Origin of the sequence: Amycolatopsis orientalis DSM 43388 (assembly GCF_000411975.1) — a bacterium.
GTDB classification, from domain to species: Bacteria; Actinomycetota; Actinomycetes; order Mycobacteriales; family Pseudonocardiaceae; genus Amycolatopsis; species Amycolatopsis orientalis_D.
Genome location: NZ_ASXG01000193.1, coordinates 22,508 through 38,124 on the forward strand (window position 1 = coordinate 22,508; position 15,617 = coordinate 38,124).

15 protein-coding genes are annotated in these 15,617 nt (G+C 70.0%); 11 read left to right on the forward strand and 4 right to left on the reverse strand.

Going from position 1 to position 15,617, the window contains the following annotated elements:
- The first annotated feature begins 170 nt into the window (after window positions 1-170).
- The 3 genes from L942_RS39375 to L942_RS39385 all read left to right on the forward strand — a co-directional run bounded on the left by L942_RS39375 (window position 171) and on the right by L942_RS39385 (window position 2,478).
- Entirely contained in the window at window positions 171-530 is a 360-nt protein-coding gene (locus L942_RS39375; protein ID WP_037370356.1) for a DUF1844 domain-containing protein, read from the forward strand.
- 305 nt (window positions 531-835) lie between these two features.
- Complete coding sequence (locus tag L942_RS39380; protein ID WP_369094769.1) at window positions 836-1,483, forward strand: GntR family transcriptional regulator; 648 nt, start codon at window positions 836-838, stop codon at window positions 1,481-1,483.
- Entirely contained in the window at window positions 1,480-2,478 is a 999-nt protein-coding gene (locus L942_RS39385; RefSeq protein WP_037370358.1) for a 1-aminocyclopropane-1-carboxylate deaminase, read from the forward strand. The genes L942_RS39380 and L942_RS39385 overlap by 4 nt, the downstream gene beginning before the upstream one ends.
- 36 nt (window positions 2,479-2,514) lie before the next feature.
- On the opposite strand, the gene L942_RS39390 is transcribed toward L942_RS39385, so the two are convergent.
- From L942_RS39390 to L942_RS39400, 3 genes are read right to left on the reverse strand one after another with little or no spacing between them, the layout of a single operon-like run.
- A complete protein-coding gene (locus tag L942_RS39390; protein ID WP_037370359.1) occupies window positions 2,515-2,898 on the reverse strand; it encodes a RidA family protein in 384 nt (127 codons plus the stop codon).
- Window positions 2,898-3,656: an IclR family transcriptional regulator gene (locus L942_RS39395; protein WP_037370361.1), complete on the reverse strand. Its 759-nt coding sequence runs from the start codon at window positions 3,654-3,656 to the stop codon at window positions 2,898-2,900. The genes L942_RS39390 and L942_RS39395 overlap by 1 nt, the downstream gene beginning before the upstream one ends.
- Window positions 3,653-4,594 carry a sugar kinase gene (locus tag L942_RS39400; protein ID WP_235079647.1) on the reverse strand — a complete coding sequence of 314 codons (942 nt, stop codon included), beginning with the start codon at window positions 4,592-4,594 and terminating at the stop codon, window positions 3,653-3,655. The genes L942_RS39395 and L942_RS39400 overlap by 4 nt, the downstream gene beginning before the upstream one ends.
- Before the next feature lie 162 nt (window positions 4,595-4,756).
- On the opposite strand from L942_RS39400, the gene L942_RS39405 reads away from it, so the two are divergent.
- From L942_RS39405 to L942_RS39440, 8 genes are all read left to right on the forward strand, one after another.
- Entirely contained in the window at window positions 4,757-6,055 is a 1,299-nt protein-coding gene (locus tag L942_RS39405; protein ID WP_037370363.1) for an amino acid deaminase, read from the forward strand.
- Window positions 6,055-7,650 (forward strand): N-acyl-D-amino-acid deacylase family protein, encoded by a 1,596-nt coding sequence (locus L942_RS39410; RefSeq protein WP_037370365.1) that lies wholly within the window; start codon window positions 6,055-6,057, stop codon window positions 7,648-7,650. Before L942_RS39405 ends, L942_RS39410 begins: the two co-directional genes overlap by 1 nt.
- Complete coding sequence (locus L942_RS39415; protein WP_037370367.1) at window positions 7,647-9,038, forward strand: GntP family permease; 1,392 nt, start codon at window positions 7,647-7,649, stop codon at window positions 9,036-9,038. The genes L942_RS39410 and L942_RS39415 overlap by 4 nt, the downstream gene beginning before the upstream one ends.
- A 31-nt stretch (window positions 9,039-9,069) precedes the next feature.
- A complete protein-coding gene (locus L942_RS39420) occupies window positions 9,070-10,203 on the forward strand; it encodes a lactonase family protein (RefSeq protein WP_037370369.1) in 1,134 nt (377 codons plus the stop codon).
- A 75-nt stretch (window positions 10,204-10,278) separates the two neighbouring features.
- A complete protein-coding gene (locus L942_RS39425; protein WP_037370370.1) occupies window positions 10,279-11,562 on the forward strand; it encodes an extracellular solute-binding protein in 1,284 nt (427 codons plus the stop codon).
- A gap of 3 nt (window positions 11,563-11,565) precedes the next feature.
- Window positions 11,566-12,486 (forward strand): carbohydrate ABC transporter permease, encoded by a 921-nt coding sequence (locus L942_RS39430; protein ID WP_037370371.1) that lies wholly within the window; start codon window positions 11,566-11,568, stop codon window positions 12,484-12,486.
- Window positions 12,477-13,331 (forward strand): carbohydrate ABC transporter permease, encoded by an 855-nt coding sequence (locus L942_RS39435; RefSeq protein ID WP_037370372.1) that lies wholly within the window; start codon window positions 12,477-12,479, stop codon window positions 13,329-13,331. The genes L942_RS39430 and L942_RS39435 overlap by 10 nt, the downstream gene beginning before the upstream one ends.
- Before the next feature lie 2 nt (window positions 13,332-13,333).
- Window positions 13,334-14,719 (forward strand): beta-N-acetylhexosaminidase, encoded by a 1,386-nt coding sequence (locus L942_RS39440; protein ID WP_106965202.1) that lies wholly within the window; start codon window positions 13,334-13,336, stop codon window positions 14,717-14,719.
- Window positions 14,720-14,788: 69 nt separating this feature from the next.
- Here the strand turns inward: L942_RS39440 and L942_RS39445 are convergent, their stop codons facing one another.
- Window positions 14,789-15,556 carry an SDR family oxidoreductase gene (locus L942_RS39445; RefSeq protein ID WP_037370373.1) on the reverse strand — a complete coding sequence of 256 codons (768 nt, stop codon included), beginning with the start codon at window positions 15,554-15,556 and terminating at the stop codon, window positions 14,789-14,791.
- Window positions 15,557-15,617: the final 61 nt, after the last annotated feature.

The window sequence follows — 15,617 nt, forward strand, 5'->3', positions numbered from 1 at the left end:
CCGGCCCGACGGCCGAACGCTTCGCTTCCGCAGTACGCTGCCGGGACGGCAGTGGACCACTTCGGCGAGACCGGACCCGGACACCTCAGGCGGTGACGCGGGTGGGAGCGGGGCTCCACTTGCCGCCCCCGATCGCTCGGGAGCTGGTCGCACGTGGAAGGGTACCAGACGTGTCTGAACAACCATCGCCACCGCCCCCGTATTCCCCCGACGACCGCGGGCTCGAGGAGATCCCGAGCGTCGAGGTGATCAGTCGCGCCGCGGTGATGCTGCTGTCCGCGGGAGCCGAGCGCCTCGGCCTCGCCGACGCCGACCCGGAGAACTCCCCGCACCGCGACCTCGACGAGGCGCGCCGCCTCATCACCGCGCTCGCCGGGCTCGTCACCGCCTCCGCGGAGTACCTCGGCCTGCACGCCGGGCCCCTTCGCGACGGACTGCAGTCGCTGCAGAAGGCGTTCCGCGAGGCGTCGGTCGTGCCGGACCCGCCGGGCCAGGGGCCGGGCGAGAAGTACACCGGGCCGGTTTACTGAGCCGGAAGAACCGCACGAAGACCCGCTCTTGGGCATCGCCGGGCGGGTCTTCGCCGTTTCCGGGGACGGCGCGACCGGCCATGCGCGGCCGGGATCCGGCAATGCCGTCGCCGCTCCACGACGCCGGAAGCGCTCCGGATAGGTACGCGAGGGTCGCCTTGAGGGAACCAGAGACCGTGGAGGAGCCCTTCACGGACGGCCCGACTGCACCGCATCCGCCGCGGAGAGGCCCTCGCACAGCCTGGACCCGCACCTGCCGCACGAAGGCATTGTTCCGAGGCCGCCCGACATCTAACATGTTAGATGTGAGTGCACTCCCCAAGGTCTCCCGGCCGCTGCTGCGCGACGAGGCGTACGAGCGCATCCGGCACGCCATCATCGACGGCAGCCTCCCGCCGGGCACTCCGCTGCGCGACGCCGACCTCGCCGAGCAGCTGGGACTGTCCCGCGCCCCGGTCCGGCAGGCGCTGCTGCGGCTGGCCGAGGATCGGCTGGTGGTGTCGAAGCCGCAGAGCTACACGAGGGTCGCCGAGTTCGACGCCGATGACGTCCGCGACGCGGTCCGGCTCGTCCGGGCGCTGCACGAGCTGGTCGTGCGCGAGGCGCTCCCCCGGCTCGGCAAGCCGCAGATCGCGGCGATGCGGGAAGCCAACCAGAGGTTTCGCGCGGCCGTCGCCGCCGGGGACGTCGGCAAGGCGATCGAGGCGGACGACGAACTGCACGACATTCCGGTGCGCGCGTGCGGCAACCGGGCGGTCGCGGCGACGCTCGACCGGTACACGCCGCTGCTGCGCCGTCTCGAATACGCGCGGTTCAGCTCGCTGCCCGCGCATCGCTCGGTCACCCGGCACGACGAGCTCATCGCCGCGCTCGAAGCCGGCGACGAGGCCGCTGCCGCACAGCTCACTTCAACGATTTGGACCGACCTCGAAGCCCTCCTGGAGGACGCGTGAGCCTGGCTGATTTCCCCCGTTTCCCGTTGCTCGCCGGGCCTTCCCCGGTGCACCGGCTGGAGCGGCTGACCGAACACCTCGGCGGCGCGACCGTCTGGGCCAAGCGCGAGGATCTCAACTCCGGACTCGCCTACGGCGGCAACAAGACGCGCAAACTGGAGTACCTCGTCGCCGACGCGCTCGCCCAGGGCGCGGACACGCTCGTCTCGATCGGCGGGGTCCAGTCGAACCACACGCGGCAGGTCGCGGCCGCGGCGGCGCGGGCCGGGATGAAAGCCGTGCTGGTGCAGGAAAGCTGGGTCGACTGGCACGATCCGCTGCACGACAAGGTCGGCAACATCCAGCTGTCGCGGATCCTCGGCGCGGACGTCCGGCTCGTCGACGCCGGGTTCGGCATCGGCTTCAAGGAGAGCTGGGAGCGGGCGCTGGCGGAGGTCGAGGAGGACGGCGGCACGCCGTACGCGATCCCGGCCGGCGCTTCGGACCACCGGCTCGGCGGGCTCGGGTTCGCGAACTGGGTGCTGGAGCTGGAAGAGCAGGAACGCGAACTCGGCGTTTTCTTCGACACCGTCGTGGTGTGCTCGGTCACCGGCAGCACGCAAGCGGGGATGATGGCCGGAGTGGCCGTATGCGGGAAGCCGCGGCGGATCCTGGGGATCGACGCGTCGGCGAAGCCCGACGAGACGCGCGAGCAGATCGGCCGGATCGCGAAGAACACGGCGGAGCTGATCGAGGCCGGGCCGGTCGAAGACGTGGTTCTCGACGAGCGTTATCACGCGGGCGTCTACGGGATTCCGGACGAGCAGACGCTCGACGCGATCCATACTGCCGCGCGGCTGGAAGGCATGATCACCGACCCGGTGTACGAGGGCAAATCGATGGCCGGGCTGATCGACCTCGTGCGCACCGGTGAGATCGCGAAGGATTCGAACGTGCTGTACGCGCATCTCGGCGGGCAGCCCGCGATCAACGCGTACACGAGCGTGCTCGGCTGAACCGGGTGCCCGGCCGAGGCCGGGCACCCAGCCGGCTCAGTCCAGGACAGCGAGCACGTCGATCTCCACCAGGAGACCGGCGGGCAGCCCCACGTACACCGTGGTGCGGGCCGCGTACGGGGCTTCGCCGATCAGCTCGTTGTAGACCTCGTTGAACGCGGCGAAGTGGCTCGTGTCGGTGAGGTACACACGCACCATCACCGCGTCCGCGAAGCTCGAGCCCGCCTCTTCGAGCAGCGCGTTCAGGTTCTTGAACACCTGCCGGGTCTGGCTCACGACGTCGTCGCCGACGATCTCGCCGGTGGCCGGGTCGAACGCGACCGCGCCGGCGACCTGGAGGATGTTCCCCTTGCGGACGGCCTGCGAGAAGTTCGCCGGCGGCTTCGGCGCGTTCTCGCTGGTGATCGCCGTCTTGCCCATCATTGCCCCTTTCCGTTCCCCGTCCATCCACTGTGGACGGAAGCTTCCTCGGCGGCGGCCAGCAGCTCGGGCACGAGCGCCAGCAGCCCGTCGTAGTCCAGCAGCACCTTCGGCACCGACATCGACGCCGCGGCGAGCACTTCGCCGCCCGCGCCGCGCACCGGCGCGGAAATGCAGTGGATGAAGTCCTCGTGCTCGGCATTGTCCACGGCGTACCCGCGCTCAGCGACCTGGTCGAGTTCGGCCAGGTACGCCTCGGGCGTGGTGATCGTGTTGGCGGTGAGCACGACGTAGTCGATCGAGCGGGCGATCTCCTCGCGTTTCGCCTTCGGCATCGCCGCGACGAGCACCTTGCCGACCGCGGTGCAGTGCAGCGGCGCGCGTTTGCCGACCCGCGAATACATCCGGACCGCGTGGTGCCCCTCGAACTTGTCGATGTACACCACCTCACCGTCCTCATAGGACGCCAGGTGCACGGTGTGCCCGGTGCGCGAGTTCAGCGCGGCGAGCGCGTCGTGGGAGCTGCGCCGGACGTCGCGGTCCTCCAGCGCCTGGTTGGCGAGGTCGAAGAGCGCGCTGCCGAGCCGGTAATGCCGGGCTCCTTCGCGCCGCACGAAATGGTGTGCTTCGAGGGTGCGCAGCAGCCGCAGCACGGTCGTCTTGTGCACGCCGATCTCTTCGGCCAGCTCGTCGAGCGTCTTGCCGCCGCGCGCGAGACCGCTCAGCAGCGTCAGCGCGCGGTCGAGACTTTGACTCACGTGACCACCAGTCCCTCCCCGGTGAGCCGGACCGAACCCCAGCTGTCGGCGTCCGCCTGCACCAGTTTCGTCACGACGGCCTCGGCCAGCGGCGCGCCGACGTCGTCCTGAGTCAACAGTGTCGCCGCGGCTTGCAGGTGGCCGCGCCGGAGCCGGGTCAACGGGTCGGCTCCGCGCAGGGTCGCGGCCAGGAATCCGGCGGCGAAGGCGTCCCCGGCGCCGACCGGTTCCACGACATCGACCCGCAGCGCGGGCGAGAACAGCGGTTCGGCCGAACCCTCGACGAGGGTCGCGCCGCGTTCGCCGTGCTTGACCACCAGCGTGCGCGGGCCGGGCAACAGAGCGCGCAGCTTCGCCGGATCGCCGGTGCCCCACACGCGTTCCGCCTCGTCGTCGCCGGTCAGCACCAGATCGGCCTTCCCGGCCAGTTCGGCGAGCACGGACTGGTCGCGGCCGGCCCACAGCGCGGGGCGGTGGTTCACGTCGAACGACACGAGCAGATCGCCGCGCGGACGGTCGAGCAGCGCGCGGACGAGCGCGAGGCAGCTGTCCGAAAGAGCGGGCGTGATCCCGGAAAGGTGCAGCACTCGGACGCCGGAGAAATCGAGCCGGGACACCAGCTCCGGACCCATGCCGGACGCGGCGGAACCCGCGCGGTAGTAGCGGACGGGACTGCCGCCCGCACCGCTTTCCTTCACGTACAGGCCGGTCGGGCGGGCCGGGTCGACCACGACGCCGCGGACGTCCACGCCCGCCGCCGCGATCTCGCGGACGAGCGCGCGGCCGAACGGGTCGTCCCCGACCGCGCTGACCCATCCGCTGGGCACGCCGAGCGCGGGCAGGTGGCACGCGACGTTCGACTCCGCGCCGCCGACGGTGCGCAGCCAGGTGCGCACCTCGTCCGGCGGGCCGGGTTCGGCGGGCACGAACAACGCCATCGACTCGCCGATGCAGAGCACTTCAGGCGGCACTCCTGGCGACGCTGTCGGACTGCTGGTCACTGACGTTCCTTCCCCGTTGACCTGTGGCCACCCGGATGCTACACCTAGGCAACGCATTTTGCGCAACGTCCGTTGCAAGATACGCAACCGAGGTCCCAGATGAACAGCAACGCCGCTCTCACCGCCGCCGTCCGAGCCGGGCGCGGCGAACGGATCGACTGGCGCTTCCGCGCCCTCCCCCCGGCCCTGTCCGGACTCACGCTCGACGAAGCCGCGGCCCGCCGCGCGAAGCTCTTCGACGACGGCTTCTTCGGTCCGTTCGTGGTCCTCGACGCGGCCGCGCTGGAGCACAACCTCGCCACCATGGCCCGCTGGTGCGCCGAACGCGGCATCGCGCTCGCGCCGCACGGCAAGACGACGATGGCGCCGGAGCTGTTCGCCCGGCAGCTGGAGCACGGCTCGTGGGGCATCACCGCGGCGAACGCCGGGCACGTGCGGATCTACCGCGCGTTCGGCGTGTCGCGGATCTTGCTGGCGAACCAGCTCGTGGACCCGGCCGCGCTGCGCTGGCTGGCCGGCGAGCTGGCGGCGGATCCGGATTTCGAGTTCGTCTGCTGGGTCGACTCGGTGCGCGGCGTCGAGCTGATGACCGAAGCGCTCGCTGGTGCCGAGCGGCCCGTCGACGTGCTGGTGGAGTTGGGCGGCGAAGGCGGCCGCACTGGGGTCCGGGACGCCGCGACCGCGCTGGCCGTGGCCGAAGCGGCGGCGAAGAGCCCGGTGCTGCGTCTGCGCGGCACCGGCGGGTACGAAGGCGCGCTCTCGCACCACACCGACGAAGCTGCGCTGGCGAAGATCAGTTCCTATGTGGACACTCTGCGCGACGCGACGATCTCCTTCGCGGAGAAGGGTTTGCTCGCCGCCGGTCCGGTGTACGTGACCGCCGGTGGCAGCGCGTACTTCGACCGCGTCGTGGACGAGCTGACCAAGCCGTGGCCGGACGGCCTCGAGGTGGTCCCGATCCTGCGCAGCGGCGCGTACCTGACGCACGACGACGGCTTCTACCGCGAGATCTCGCCGCTTGGCGAACACCCGCGCATCGCTGGCGTCGACAGCTTCCGTCCGGCGCTGCACGCGTGGGCGCAGGTCACGTCGAAGCCGACGCCGAAGCTGGCGCTGCTCACCGCGGGCAAGCGCGACCTGCCGTTCGACGAAGGCATGCCGGAGCCGCAGTTGCTGCGCAAGGACGGCGTGGTCACCGACCTGACCGGACACACCGTCCCGAAGCTCAACGACCAGCACGCGTTCCTCGAGCTTCCCGAAGGGTCGCCGGTCGAGGTCGGCGACTGGGTTCGGCTCGGCCTGTCGCATCCGTGCACGACGTTTGACAAGTGGTCGTTGCTCCCGGTTGTCGACACCGACGGCGAGACGGTCGTCGACTTCGTCCGGACGTGGTTCTGATGGACCTCGTGATCCGCGGCGCGCGCGTCGCCGACGGAACCGGGGCTCCGCTGGAAATCCGCGACGTCGGGATCACCGGCGACCGCATCGCCGACGTGGCCGCGCCGGGAGAACTGACCGCGCCGCGCGTGCTCGACGCGACCGGCCAGGTCCTCTCCCCCGGCTTCATCGACATGCACTCGCATTCCGACCTGCAGCTGCTCGCCAACCCGGACCACCTCGCGAAGATCAGCCAGGGCGTCACCACCGAGGTGCTCGGCCAGGACGGTCTCTCCTACGCACCGGTCAACGACGAGGTGCTCGCGAGCCTGCGCCAGCAGCTCGCCGGATGGAACGACGACCCGGCGGGCTTCGACTGGAACTGGCGCTCGGTCGGCGAGTACCTCGACCGGCTCGATCAGGGCATCGCGACGAACGCCGCGTACCTCGTCCCGCAGGGAACGGTGCGGATGCTCGTGGTCGGCTGGGAAGACCGGCCCGCCACCGACGCCGAGCTGGCTCGGATGCGGGAACTGATCGCGACCGGGCTGGCCGAAGGCGCGTTCGGCCTGTCGTCCGGGCTCACCTACACGCCCGGGATGTACGCGACCACCGAGGAACTGGTCGAGCTGTGCCGCGTGGTCGGCGAGCGCGGCGGTTACTACAGCCCGCACCACCGCAGCTACGGCGCGGGCGCGCTGGAGGCGTTCGCGGAAATGGTCGACGTCTCCCGCCGCTCCGGCTGTCCCCTCCACCTCGCACATGCGACGATGAACTTCTCCGTCAACAAGGGCAAAGCGCCGGATCTGCTGCGGCTGCTGGACAACGCGCTCGACGACGGCTGCGACATCACCCTCGACACCTACCCGTACCTGCCCGGCGCGACCTACCTGTCCGCGCTGCTGCCGAGCTGGGCCACCGAAGGCGGTTTGGAACCGACCCTCGCCCGGCTGTCCGATCCGGACACTCGCGAACGGATCCGGGCGGAGATCGAGGAGTCCGGTTCGGACGGTGCGCACGGCGTGCCGATCGACTGGGACGCCATCGAAATCAACGGCGTGCGCCGCGAGGAAAACGCCGCGTTGGTCGGACACAGCGTCCTCGCCTCTGCACGCAAGAACGGGAAAACCCCGGCAGAGCTGTATTTCGACACCCTGATCGACGAAAAGCTCGGCACGTCCTGCCTGATGCACGTCGGGCACGAGGAGAACGTGCAGGCGATCATGCGGCACCGCACGCACACCGGCGGCTCGGACGGCCTGCTGGTCGGGGCGCGGCCGCATCCGCGGGCATGGGGCACCTTCCCGCGCTACCTCGCCCGCTACGTCCGGGAACTGGGCGTTCTCGAACTGGCCGACTGCGTCGCGCACCTCACCGGGCGCGCGGCACGGCGGCTGGGGCTGTCCGACCGGGGCCTCGTCCGGCCCGGTCATGCCGCCGACCTGGTGCTGTTCGACCCGGACACGGTCGCCGACACCGCGACGTTCGACAATCCGCGGCAACCGGCCGCGGGCATCTCCCACGTCTTCGTGAACGGCGTCGCCGCACTCGAAGACGGGTCCCCCACCCGCGCGCTCGCCGGGCATTCCCTTCGCCATCCCGGGAGTCGACGATGATTCACTGGCTGCAGACCAGCACGGCCGGGCTGCTCACCCTGGCCGCGGTGTCCATCGCGGTGCTGCTTTTCCTCATCATCAAGGTGAAGGTCGAACCGTTCATCGCCTTGATCGTGGTGGGGCTGCTCACCGCGCTGGCCGCGGGCGTGCCGGTCGGCACCCTCGTCGGCACCGCGCAGAAAACGTCGGATTCGCTGCTGGAGAAGGGCTTCGGCAGCATTCTCGGGCATATCGCGGCGATCATCGGGCTGGGCACGCTGCTCGGTTCGATCCTGGAGAAATCCGGCGGCGCGCGCGTGCTCACCGCCGCGCTGCTGCGGACGTTCGGCGAGAAACGCGCGCCGCTCGCGATGGGTCTTTCCGGTCTGATCTTCGGCATCCCGGTGTTCTTCGACATCGGGATTTTCGTGCTCGCACCTCTGGTGTACGCGGCGGCGAAACAAGGCGGCCGGTCGATCGTGCTGTACGCGATGCCGTTGCTGGCCGGGCTTTCCATCACGCACGCCTTCATCCCGCCGCACCCGGGACCGGTCGCCGCGGCCGGGCTGCTGCACGTCGATCTCGGCTGGCTGATCCTGATGGGCGCGGTCTGCGGCATCCCGGCCTGGTTCATCGGCGGCATCCTGTACTCGACGTGGATCGGCAAGCGGGTGAACGTGCCGCTGGCCGAGGACTTCGCGAAGCTCGCCGGCGAAGAAGGCGAACAGGAAGGCCCCGCGCCGTCGCTCAAGCTGGTCGGCGGCATCATCGCGGTGCCGCTGGTGCTGATCCTCGTCGGCACCTTCGGCAGCATCCTGCTCCCCAAGGGATCGACCGGCGCGGGCATCGCGGCTTTCCTCGGCACGCCGGCCATCGCGCTGACCATCGCGACCCTGCTCGCGTCGTGGCTGCTCGGCCGCCGCCGCGGGATGAGCGGCGCGGATCTCGCCCAGCTTTCCGCCACCGCGCTGCGCCCGGTCGCGATGATTCTTCTCGTCGTCGGCGCGGGTTCGTTCTTCGGCGCGGTGCTGTCCGCGACCGGCATCGGCAAAGCCGTGGCCGGTTCCCTCGGCGACGCCGGGCTTCCGGTGCTGCTGGCCGCGTACATCATCAGCTGCGGCATGCGCATCGCGCAGGGTTCCGCGACGGTCGCGATCGTGACCACGAGCGGGATCGTCGCGCCCACGGTGATGGAACTGCATTATTCCCAGGCGCAATTGGCGCTGGTGGTGGTCGCGATCTCGGCCGGGTCGATCATCGCCTCGCACGTGAACGACGGCGGATTCTGGATCGTGTCGCGGTATTTCGGCCTCACCGTGACCCAGACCCTGAAAACCTGGACCGCTTTGGAAACAGTCCTTTCCCTGAGCGGTTTCGGTGTGGCAGCATTGGCGATGGCATTGGTCTGAACCACATCGGCACAGGTTCCGGGGGTATTCGATGACCGAGATTTCCCGTCGCACGTTCGTCGGAGCAGTCGGCGCGGCCGGGGTCGCCGCCGTGGCGGGCGCGCAGCTCGCCGCCGCGGCACCCCGGCCGCGGGCGGCCACGACGGTGTACGTCGGCAGCTACACCAGCAGCTCACCGGCCGGCCACGGGCTGGACGTCACCGCGCGAGCGACGGGAAGCCCCGCGCTCACGCCGGTGCGCACGGTTCCGAAGCTGACCGACGTCTCCTGGTTCGACCGGACTCGCGATGGCCGGATCCTGTACGTCACCAACGAAAACGAAGGCGCGGAGACCGGTACGGTGTCCGCGTTGGACATCTCCGACCCGACCCGGCCGAAGCCGCTCGGTTCGGTGTCCTCGCAGGGCGGCTCGCCCACGCACCTTTCGGTGCACCCGAGCCAGAAGTACGTGCTGGCCGCCAACTACGACTCCGGCAGCGTCGTGGTGCTGCCGATCAAGTCCGGCGGCAAGCTCGGCGCGGCCACCGATCTGCAACAGCACCAAGGCAAAGAACCGCACGCGCACCAGGTGGTCACCGACCCGTCCGGCAAATGGGTGCTGGCGGTCGATCTCGGCACCGACTCGGTATACGTCTACTCGTTCGACACCGGCAAGGGAAAACTGAAGCTGCACCAGCAGATCACGCTTCCCGCCGGGGCCGGTCCGCGGCACCTCGCGTTCCACCCGAACGGCAAGTTCGCTTACGTCGCCCAGGAACTGCGGCCGGAGATCACCGTCGCCAGCTGGGACGCGGCGGCCGGCACGCTCCAGCCGATCGCCGTCGTTCCCGCCGTTCCGCCGGGCAGCACCGGCGACCTGTTCCCGGGCGAGATCACCGTGTCGCGCGACGGGAAGTTCGGTTACGCCACCGTGCGCGGCCCCAACACCGTCGCCACCTTCACCGTCGCGGACGGCGGAGCCAAGCTCACCCTGGCCTCCTCGGTGCCGTCCGGCGGGAACTGGCCGCGGCATTTCGCACTGGACCCGGGCGAAAACTGGTTCTACGTCTCCAATCAGCGCTCCGGCACCGTCACCTGGCTGCCGCGCGACCCGGCCACCGGCCTGCCCGGCAAGCCCGCGGGATCGCTCGCGGTGCCCAGCGTCAACTCTGTCTTCTTCGTCTGAGAAAAACCGGGGCTGGCACGCCGCACAGCCCCGCCTTTCCCGGTCTCCGACCGGTCCCCGCGACAGGAGTCACCGATGAAGCTGCGTTCTGTCCTGCCCGCTGTCGCCACGCTGGCGTTGCTCGCCTCGTGTGCACCGGCCCAATCCGGCCCGGCCGCCTCCGGCGGAAACCAGACCGACGGCACGCTCCGGGTCTGGCTGTTCGACGAAGCGAATCGCGCGCCGAAAGAGGCCGCGGTCAAGGAAGCGATCACCGAGTTCGAGGCGAGCCACGCCGGCGTGAAGGTCGACGTGCAGTGGGTCCCGGTCGAGGGCCGCGCGGACAAGTTCTCCGGCGCGTTCAACGACCCCTCCAACGCCCCCGACGTCGCCGAGTTCGGCAACACCGACGTCGCCAGATACGCGCAGACCGGCGCGCTGTCCGATCTGACCAAGGACATCGCGAACTGGTCGGACGGCAAAGACCTGCTCCCGTCCGTTGTGGACACCGCGAAAGCGAACGGCAAGATCTACGGCATCCCCTGGTACACCGGCATCCGCGCGTTGTACTACCGCACCGACGTCTTCGCCGAGCTCGGCCTCAAGCCGCCGGCGACGCTGGCCGAGCTGACCGAGGACGCGCGCAAGATCCGCGCCGCCAAGCCCGAGCTGTACGGCATCGCCACCGGCGGCAAGTACACCTACGCGATGCTGCCGTTCCTCTGGGCCAACGGCGGCGAGCTGGCCAAACCGGACAACGGCAAGTGGACGTCCACTGTGGACTCTCCATCGGCCAAGGCCGGCGTCACCGCGTACGCGAACCTGCTCAAGGACGACATCTGCCCACCCGCGGCCTGCGCCAACCTCACCGGCACGCAGAGCGTCACCGCGTTCGCCGGCGGCAAGGCGGGCATGGTGATCGGCGGCGACTTCAACCGCAAGGCCGTCGAGAAGGGCGCGGTCAAGGGCAAGTACGCGATCATGCCGCTGCCCGGCACCGCTCCCGGCTCGATCGCGCCCGCGTTCGCCGGCGGCAACCTGCTCGGCGTGTTCGGCGCGAGCCAGCGCCACGGTCTCGCGGTGCAGTTCGCCGAACTGCTGGCCGACGTCAAGTACCAGGAGAAGATGTACGCGGCAATGGGCAACCTGCCCACGCTCGCGGCGGTGCAGAAGAAGCTCGCCGCCAGCGACCCGAGCCTGAAAGCGTTCGTGGACACCCTCGCCGCGGGCACGAAGTTCGTGCCCGCCACCCCGGCGTGGTCCAAGATCGACAGCCAGAACGTCCTGCCCACCGCCGTGCAGCAGATCGCCACCGGCGGCAAGGACGCGAGCGCCGCGCTGGCCGACGCGGCCGCGGCGATGAACAAGAACTTCGGCTGAGCCGTGGCCGCCGTTCGTTCCGCGACCGTTCGCCGCGACGGCCGCGCGGCGCTGCTGTACCTGCTGCCCGCCGGCATCCTGCTCGGCGCGCTGCTGGTATACCCGATCTACCAGCTGGTCGTGATCTCGCTCTACGACTACGGCCAGCCGCAGGCGGCGGGCGCGGCCCCGCTGGTGTTCCTCGGGCTCGACAACTACGTCAACCTGCTCGCGGACGGTCAGTTCTGGACGGTGCTCGGCAAGACCGTCGGGTTCGCCGCCGCGTGCGTGGTCGGCAGCCTGGTCGTCGGCACGGCGCTGGCCGTGCTGGCGAGCCGGGTCCGCGCGCTGCCGCGCACGCTGCTGTTCCTGGCCGCGCTCGGCGCGTGGGCGACCCCGGCGATCGCCGGCTCGTACGTCTGGCTGTTCCTCTTCGACACCGATTTCGGCCTGGTCAACGAGGTGCTCGCGGGCCTCGGGTTCAGCGGGATGGCGCACCATTCCTGGACGTTCGGCGCCTTCGGCACGTTCGGGCTGGTCGCCGCCGAGGTGATCTGGTGCTCGTTCCCGTTCGTGATGGTGACCATGTACGCCGGGATCAGCGCGGTGCCGAAGGAGACGCTGGAGGCCGCCGCGCTCGACGGCGCGTCGGTCTGGCGCACCTCGTGGTCGGTGGTCCTGCCCGCGGTGCGGCCGCTGCTGACCATCGCGACCGTGCAGTCGATCATCTGGGACTTCAAAGTGTTCACCCAGATCTACGTGATGACCAACGGCGGCGGCATCGCCGGGCGGAACCTGATCCTCAACGTCTACGCCTACCAGCAGGCGTTCGCCGGGCAGGAGTACGGGCTCGGCTCGGCGATCGGGGTCGTGATGACCTTGCTGCTGCTGTCGATCACCGGACTGTACGTCCGGTCCCAGCGCCGGAGTGCCGCATGGCTCTGAAAGTCCGCCGCCCCGCGCGGCTCGCCGCCGAGATCGCGACCGTGGTGATCGCCGGGATCGTCGCGTTCCCGCTGTACTGGATGGTGCTCTCGGCGTTCAAACCGACCGGGGAGATCCAGTCGGCGCATCCGAAACCGTGGACGTTCGCGCCTTCGCTGGACAGTTTCCAGCGGGTGCTCACGGTTTCCGGCTTCGGCCGGTACTTCCTCAACAGCCTCGTGGTGGCCGTGGTCGTGGTGCTGCTGTCCCTGGTGTTCTCGTTCCTTTCGGCGGTGGCGCTCACGCGGTTCCGGTTCCGCGGCCGCGGCGTGCTGCTGGTGATGCTGCTGGTGGCGCAGATGGTGCCGGTGGAGGCGCTGACCATCCCGCTGTTCTTCCTGATGCGCTCGGTCGGCGGCACGGTGCCGGCGTTCGGGCTCAACGAACTGGGCTCGCTCGTGCTGGTGCACCTCGCGTTCAGCCTGCCGTTCGCGATCTGGATGCTGCGCGGGTTCGTCGCCGCGGTGCCCGCCGAACTGGCGGAAGCGGCCACTTTGGACGGTGCGTCGCGGATGCGGTTCACCTGGCAGATCCTGTTCCCGCTCGTCGCGCCCGGGCTCGTGGCGGTGAGCGTGCTCGCGTTCATCCACGCGTGGAACGACTTCCTGTTCGCCAAGACCTTCATCATCTCCAAGACCGAGAACCAGACTCTGCCGCAGGCGATCCTGGTGTTCTTCAAACCGGAGGACACCGACTGGGGCGCCGTGATGGCCTCGTCCACCCTGATGACGATTCCGGTGCTGGTGTTTTTCGTGCTGGTGCAACGGAAGCTCATCGGCGGGGCGGCCGGGGCCGTGAAGGGATGACCATGTCCGGTTTCGACACCCTCCTCCCCCGTCCGGTGTCCGCGGAAACGGCTCCCGGCGCCTGTCCGTGGCCCGTTCCCGTGGAGGTGCGGACAGCGGATTTGCCCGCCGAGGGTTATCGGCTGCACATCAGGCCGGACGGCGTCACGCTCGAAGCAGCCGACGCGGCGGGCGAGTGCTACGGCCGGCAGACGCTGCGCCAGCTGGCCGGTCCGGACGCGTTCCGTGCCGCTTCGATCCACAATGGACCGGTCGAGCTGCCGTGCGGGACGATCACCGACTATCCGCGTTTCGCCTGGCGCGGCTGCCTTTACGACGTCGCCCGGCATTTCCGGACGAAGGCCGAGGTGCTGCGGTTCGTCGACCTGCTGGCCGCGCACAAGCTGAACGTGCTGCACCTGCACCTCACCGACGACCAGGGCTGGCGGATCGAAACACCGGAATTCCCCCGGCTTACCTCGGTCGGCGGCTGGCGGAAGTCGTCCATGGTCGGCAGGCACGACGGCCCGGAACGCGACGGCCGCCCGCACGGCGGTTACTACCCAGTGGACGACCTCCGCGAGATCGTCGCGTACGCGGCGACGCGAGCGGTCACCGTGGTGCCCGAAGTGGACCTCCCCGGCCACGCCCGCGCCGCGATCACCGCATATCCGGAACTCGGCCCGGCCAGCGAAACCCCTTGGGAGGTCTGGACTTCCTGGGGCATCAGCACTTCACTGCTGGATCCGTCGGAGTCCACTCTGGACTTCTTCCGCGCCGTTTTCGACCACGTGCTGGACATCTTCCCGTCCCCGGTGATCGCGCTCGGCGGCGACGAGGTGCCCGGCGTCACCGAAGCGCACCACCGGTTCGTCCGGGCGATCGCCGACCACCTCGTCGCGCGCGGCCGCACGCCGATGGGCTGGGACGAGGTCCTCGACGGCGGCGACCTGCCGAAGATGGTGATCGGCGTGTGGCAGGACCGCGAACGCGCGTCGCTGGCGGCGAAGGGCGGCCACGAAGCAGTGCTCTGCCCCGAGGACGGCGTGTACCTCGACCACCGGCAAAGCGACCACCCGGACGAACCCGTCCCGGTCGGGTACCGGCAGGATCTCGAGCACTTCTACGCTTTCGAACCCGAGTCCGGGCCGCACGTGCGCGGGGTCCAGGCGCAGCTGTGGTCCGAGCACCTGGACACCGTGCGGCGGACGGACTACGCGGCCTTCCCGCGGCTGTCGGCGTTCGCCGAGGTCGCGTGGAGCAGCGGACCGCGCGACTACGCGGAATTCCTGCCCCGGCTGCGGGACCACCACCTGCCGCGGCTGGACGCGCTCGGCGTGGAGTACCGGCCGCTCGACGGGCCGCGTCCGTGGCAGACCCGGCCGGACGCACCGGGCCGCCCTCGCTGATCATTGCTGTTCTTGTTCTCCGCGAAGCGGCTCGGCTTCGGCGGGCCCGAAGCCGAGCCGTATAGGGCGTTATACGCCAGCCGGGCCGAGGAAAGTCCCGCCCGTTGCGTCGACGACCTGCCCGGTGACCCAGCGCGAGTCCGCCGAGGCGAGAAACGCGACCACGTCCGCGATATCGGTCGGGTCGGCCACCCGCCGGAGCGCGGACGCGGCCGCCGTTCCCGCCCGCATCCGCTCGTCAGCGAACAGGTGCGCGGTGCGGTCGGTGGGCGTCGGGCCGGGGGCGACGCCGTTCACCGTGATGCCCCGCTGCCCGAGTTCCTGCGCCAGGCTGCGGGTGAACACGTCGAGCGCGCCCTTCGTCATGCTGTAGGCCAGCTCGAACGGCAACGCGATCCGCGTGTCCGCGGACGAGATGTTGACGATCCGGCCGCCGTCTCGCAGCACCAGCAGCAGACGCTGCACCAGGAAAAACGGTGCCTTCACGTTCACCGCGAACACCCGGTCGAACTCCTCCGGCGTCGCCGAGGTGATCGAACCGGCACCGGTCGCCGCGTTGTTGACCAGGATGTCGAGCGCGACCTCGCCGGTGCGCTCGCGCAACTCGGCTGCGAGACGGTCGAGCAGCGCATCCGCGTCCCCGTCCACGCCCAGCGTCGCCTGGACCGCGAACGCCTGCCCGCCGTTTGCCTCAATCGCCGCGACGGTGTCCTTGGCTGCCGCTTCGTCGCTGCCGTAGTGCACGGCGACCAGCGCGCCGTCCTGCGCCAGCCGCGTCGCGACGGCCCGGCCGATGCCCTTGCCGCCGCCGGTGACCAGTGCGGTCTTCTGCGTCATTTCTTGCTCCCCTTGAGTGGTGAACTTCGATGTCCACACCTTCGGGGAGCCCGCTTACCGT

Excerpts from the sequence above, each read along its gene's own strand:
- L942_RS39440 (WP_106965202.1), top strand. The coding sequence starts at position 13,334 with ATGTCCGGTTTCGACACCCTCCTCCCCCGTCCGGTGTCCGCGGAAACG.
- L942_RS39415 (WP_037370367.1), top strand. The coding sequence starts at position 7,647 with ATGATTCACTGGCTGCAGACCAGCACGGCCGGGCTGCTCACCCTGGCC.
- L942_RS39390 (WP_037370359.1), bottom strand. The coding sequence starts at position 2,898 with ATGGGCAAGACGGCGATCACCAGCGAGAACGCGCCGAAGCCGCCGGCG.
- L942_RS39425 (WP_037370370.1), top strand. The coding sequence starts at position 10,279 with ATGAAGCTGCGTTCTGTCCTGCCCGCTGTCGCCACGCTGGCGTTGCTC.
- L942_RS39435 (WP_037370372.1), top strand. The coding sequence starts at position 12,477 with ATGGCTCTGAAAGTCCGCCGCCCCGCGCGGCTCGCCGCCGAGATCGCG.
- L942_RS39445 (WP_037370373.1), bottom strand. The coding sequence starts at position 15,556 with ATGACGCAGAAGACCGCACTGGTCACCGGCGGCGGCAAGGGCATCGGC.
- L942_RS39410 (WP_037370365.1), top strand. The coding sequence starts at position 6,055 with ATGGACCTCGTGATCCGCGGCGCGCGCGTCGCCGACGGAACCGGGGCT.
- L942_RS39405 (WP_037370363.1), top strand. The coding sequence starts at position 4,757 with ATGAACAGCAACGCCGCTCTCACCGCCGCCGTCCGAGCCGGGCGCGGC.
- L942_RS39400 (WP_235079647.1), bottom strand. The coding sequence starts at position 4,594 with ATGGCGTTGTTCGTGCCCGCCGAACCCGGCCCGCCGGACGAGGTGCGC.
- L942_RS39420 (WP_037370369.1), top strand. The coding sequence starts at position 9,070 with ATGACCGAGATTTCCCGTCGCACGTTCGTCGGAGCAGTCGGCGCGGCC.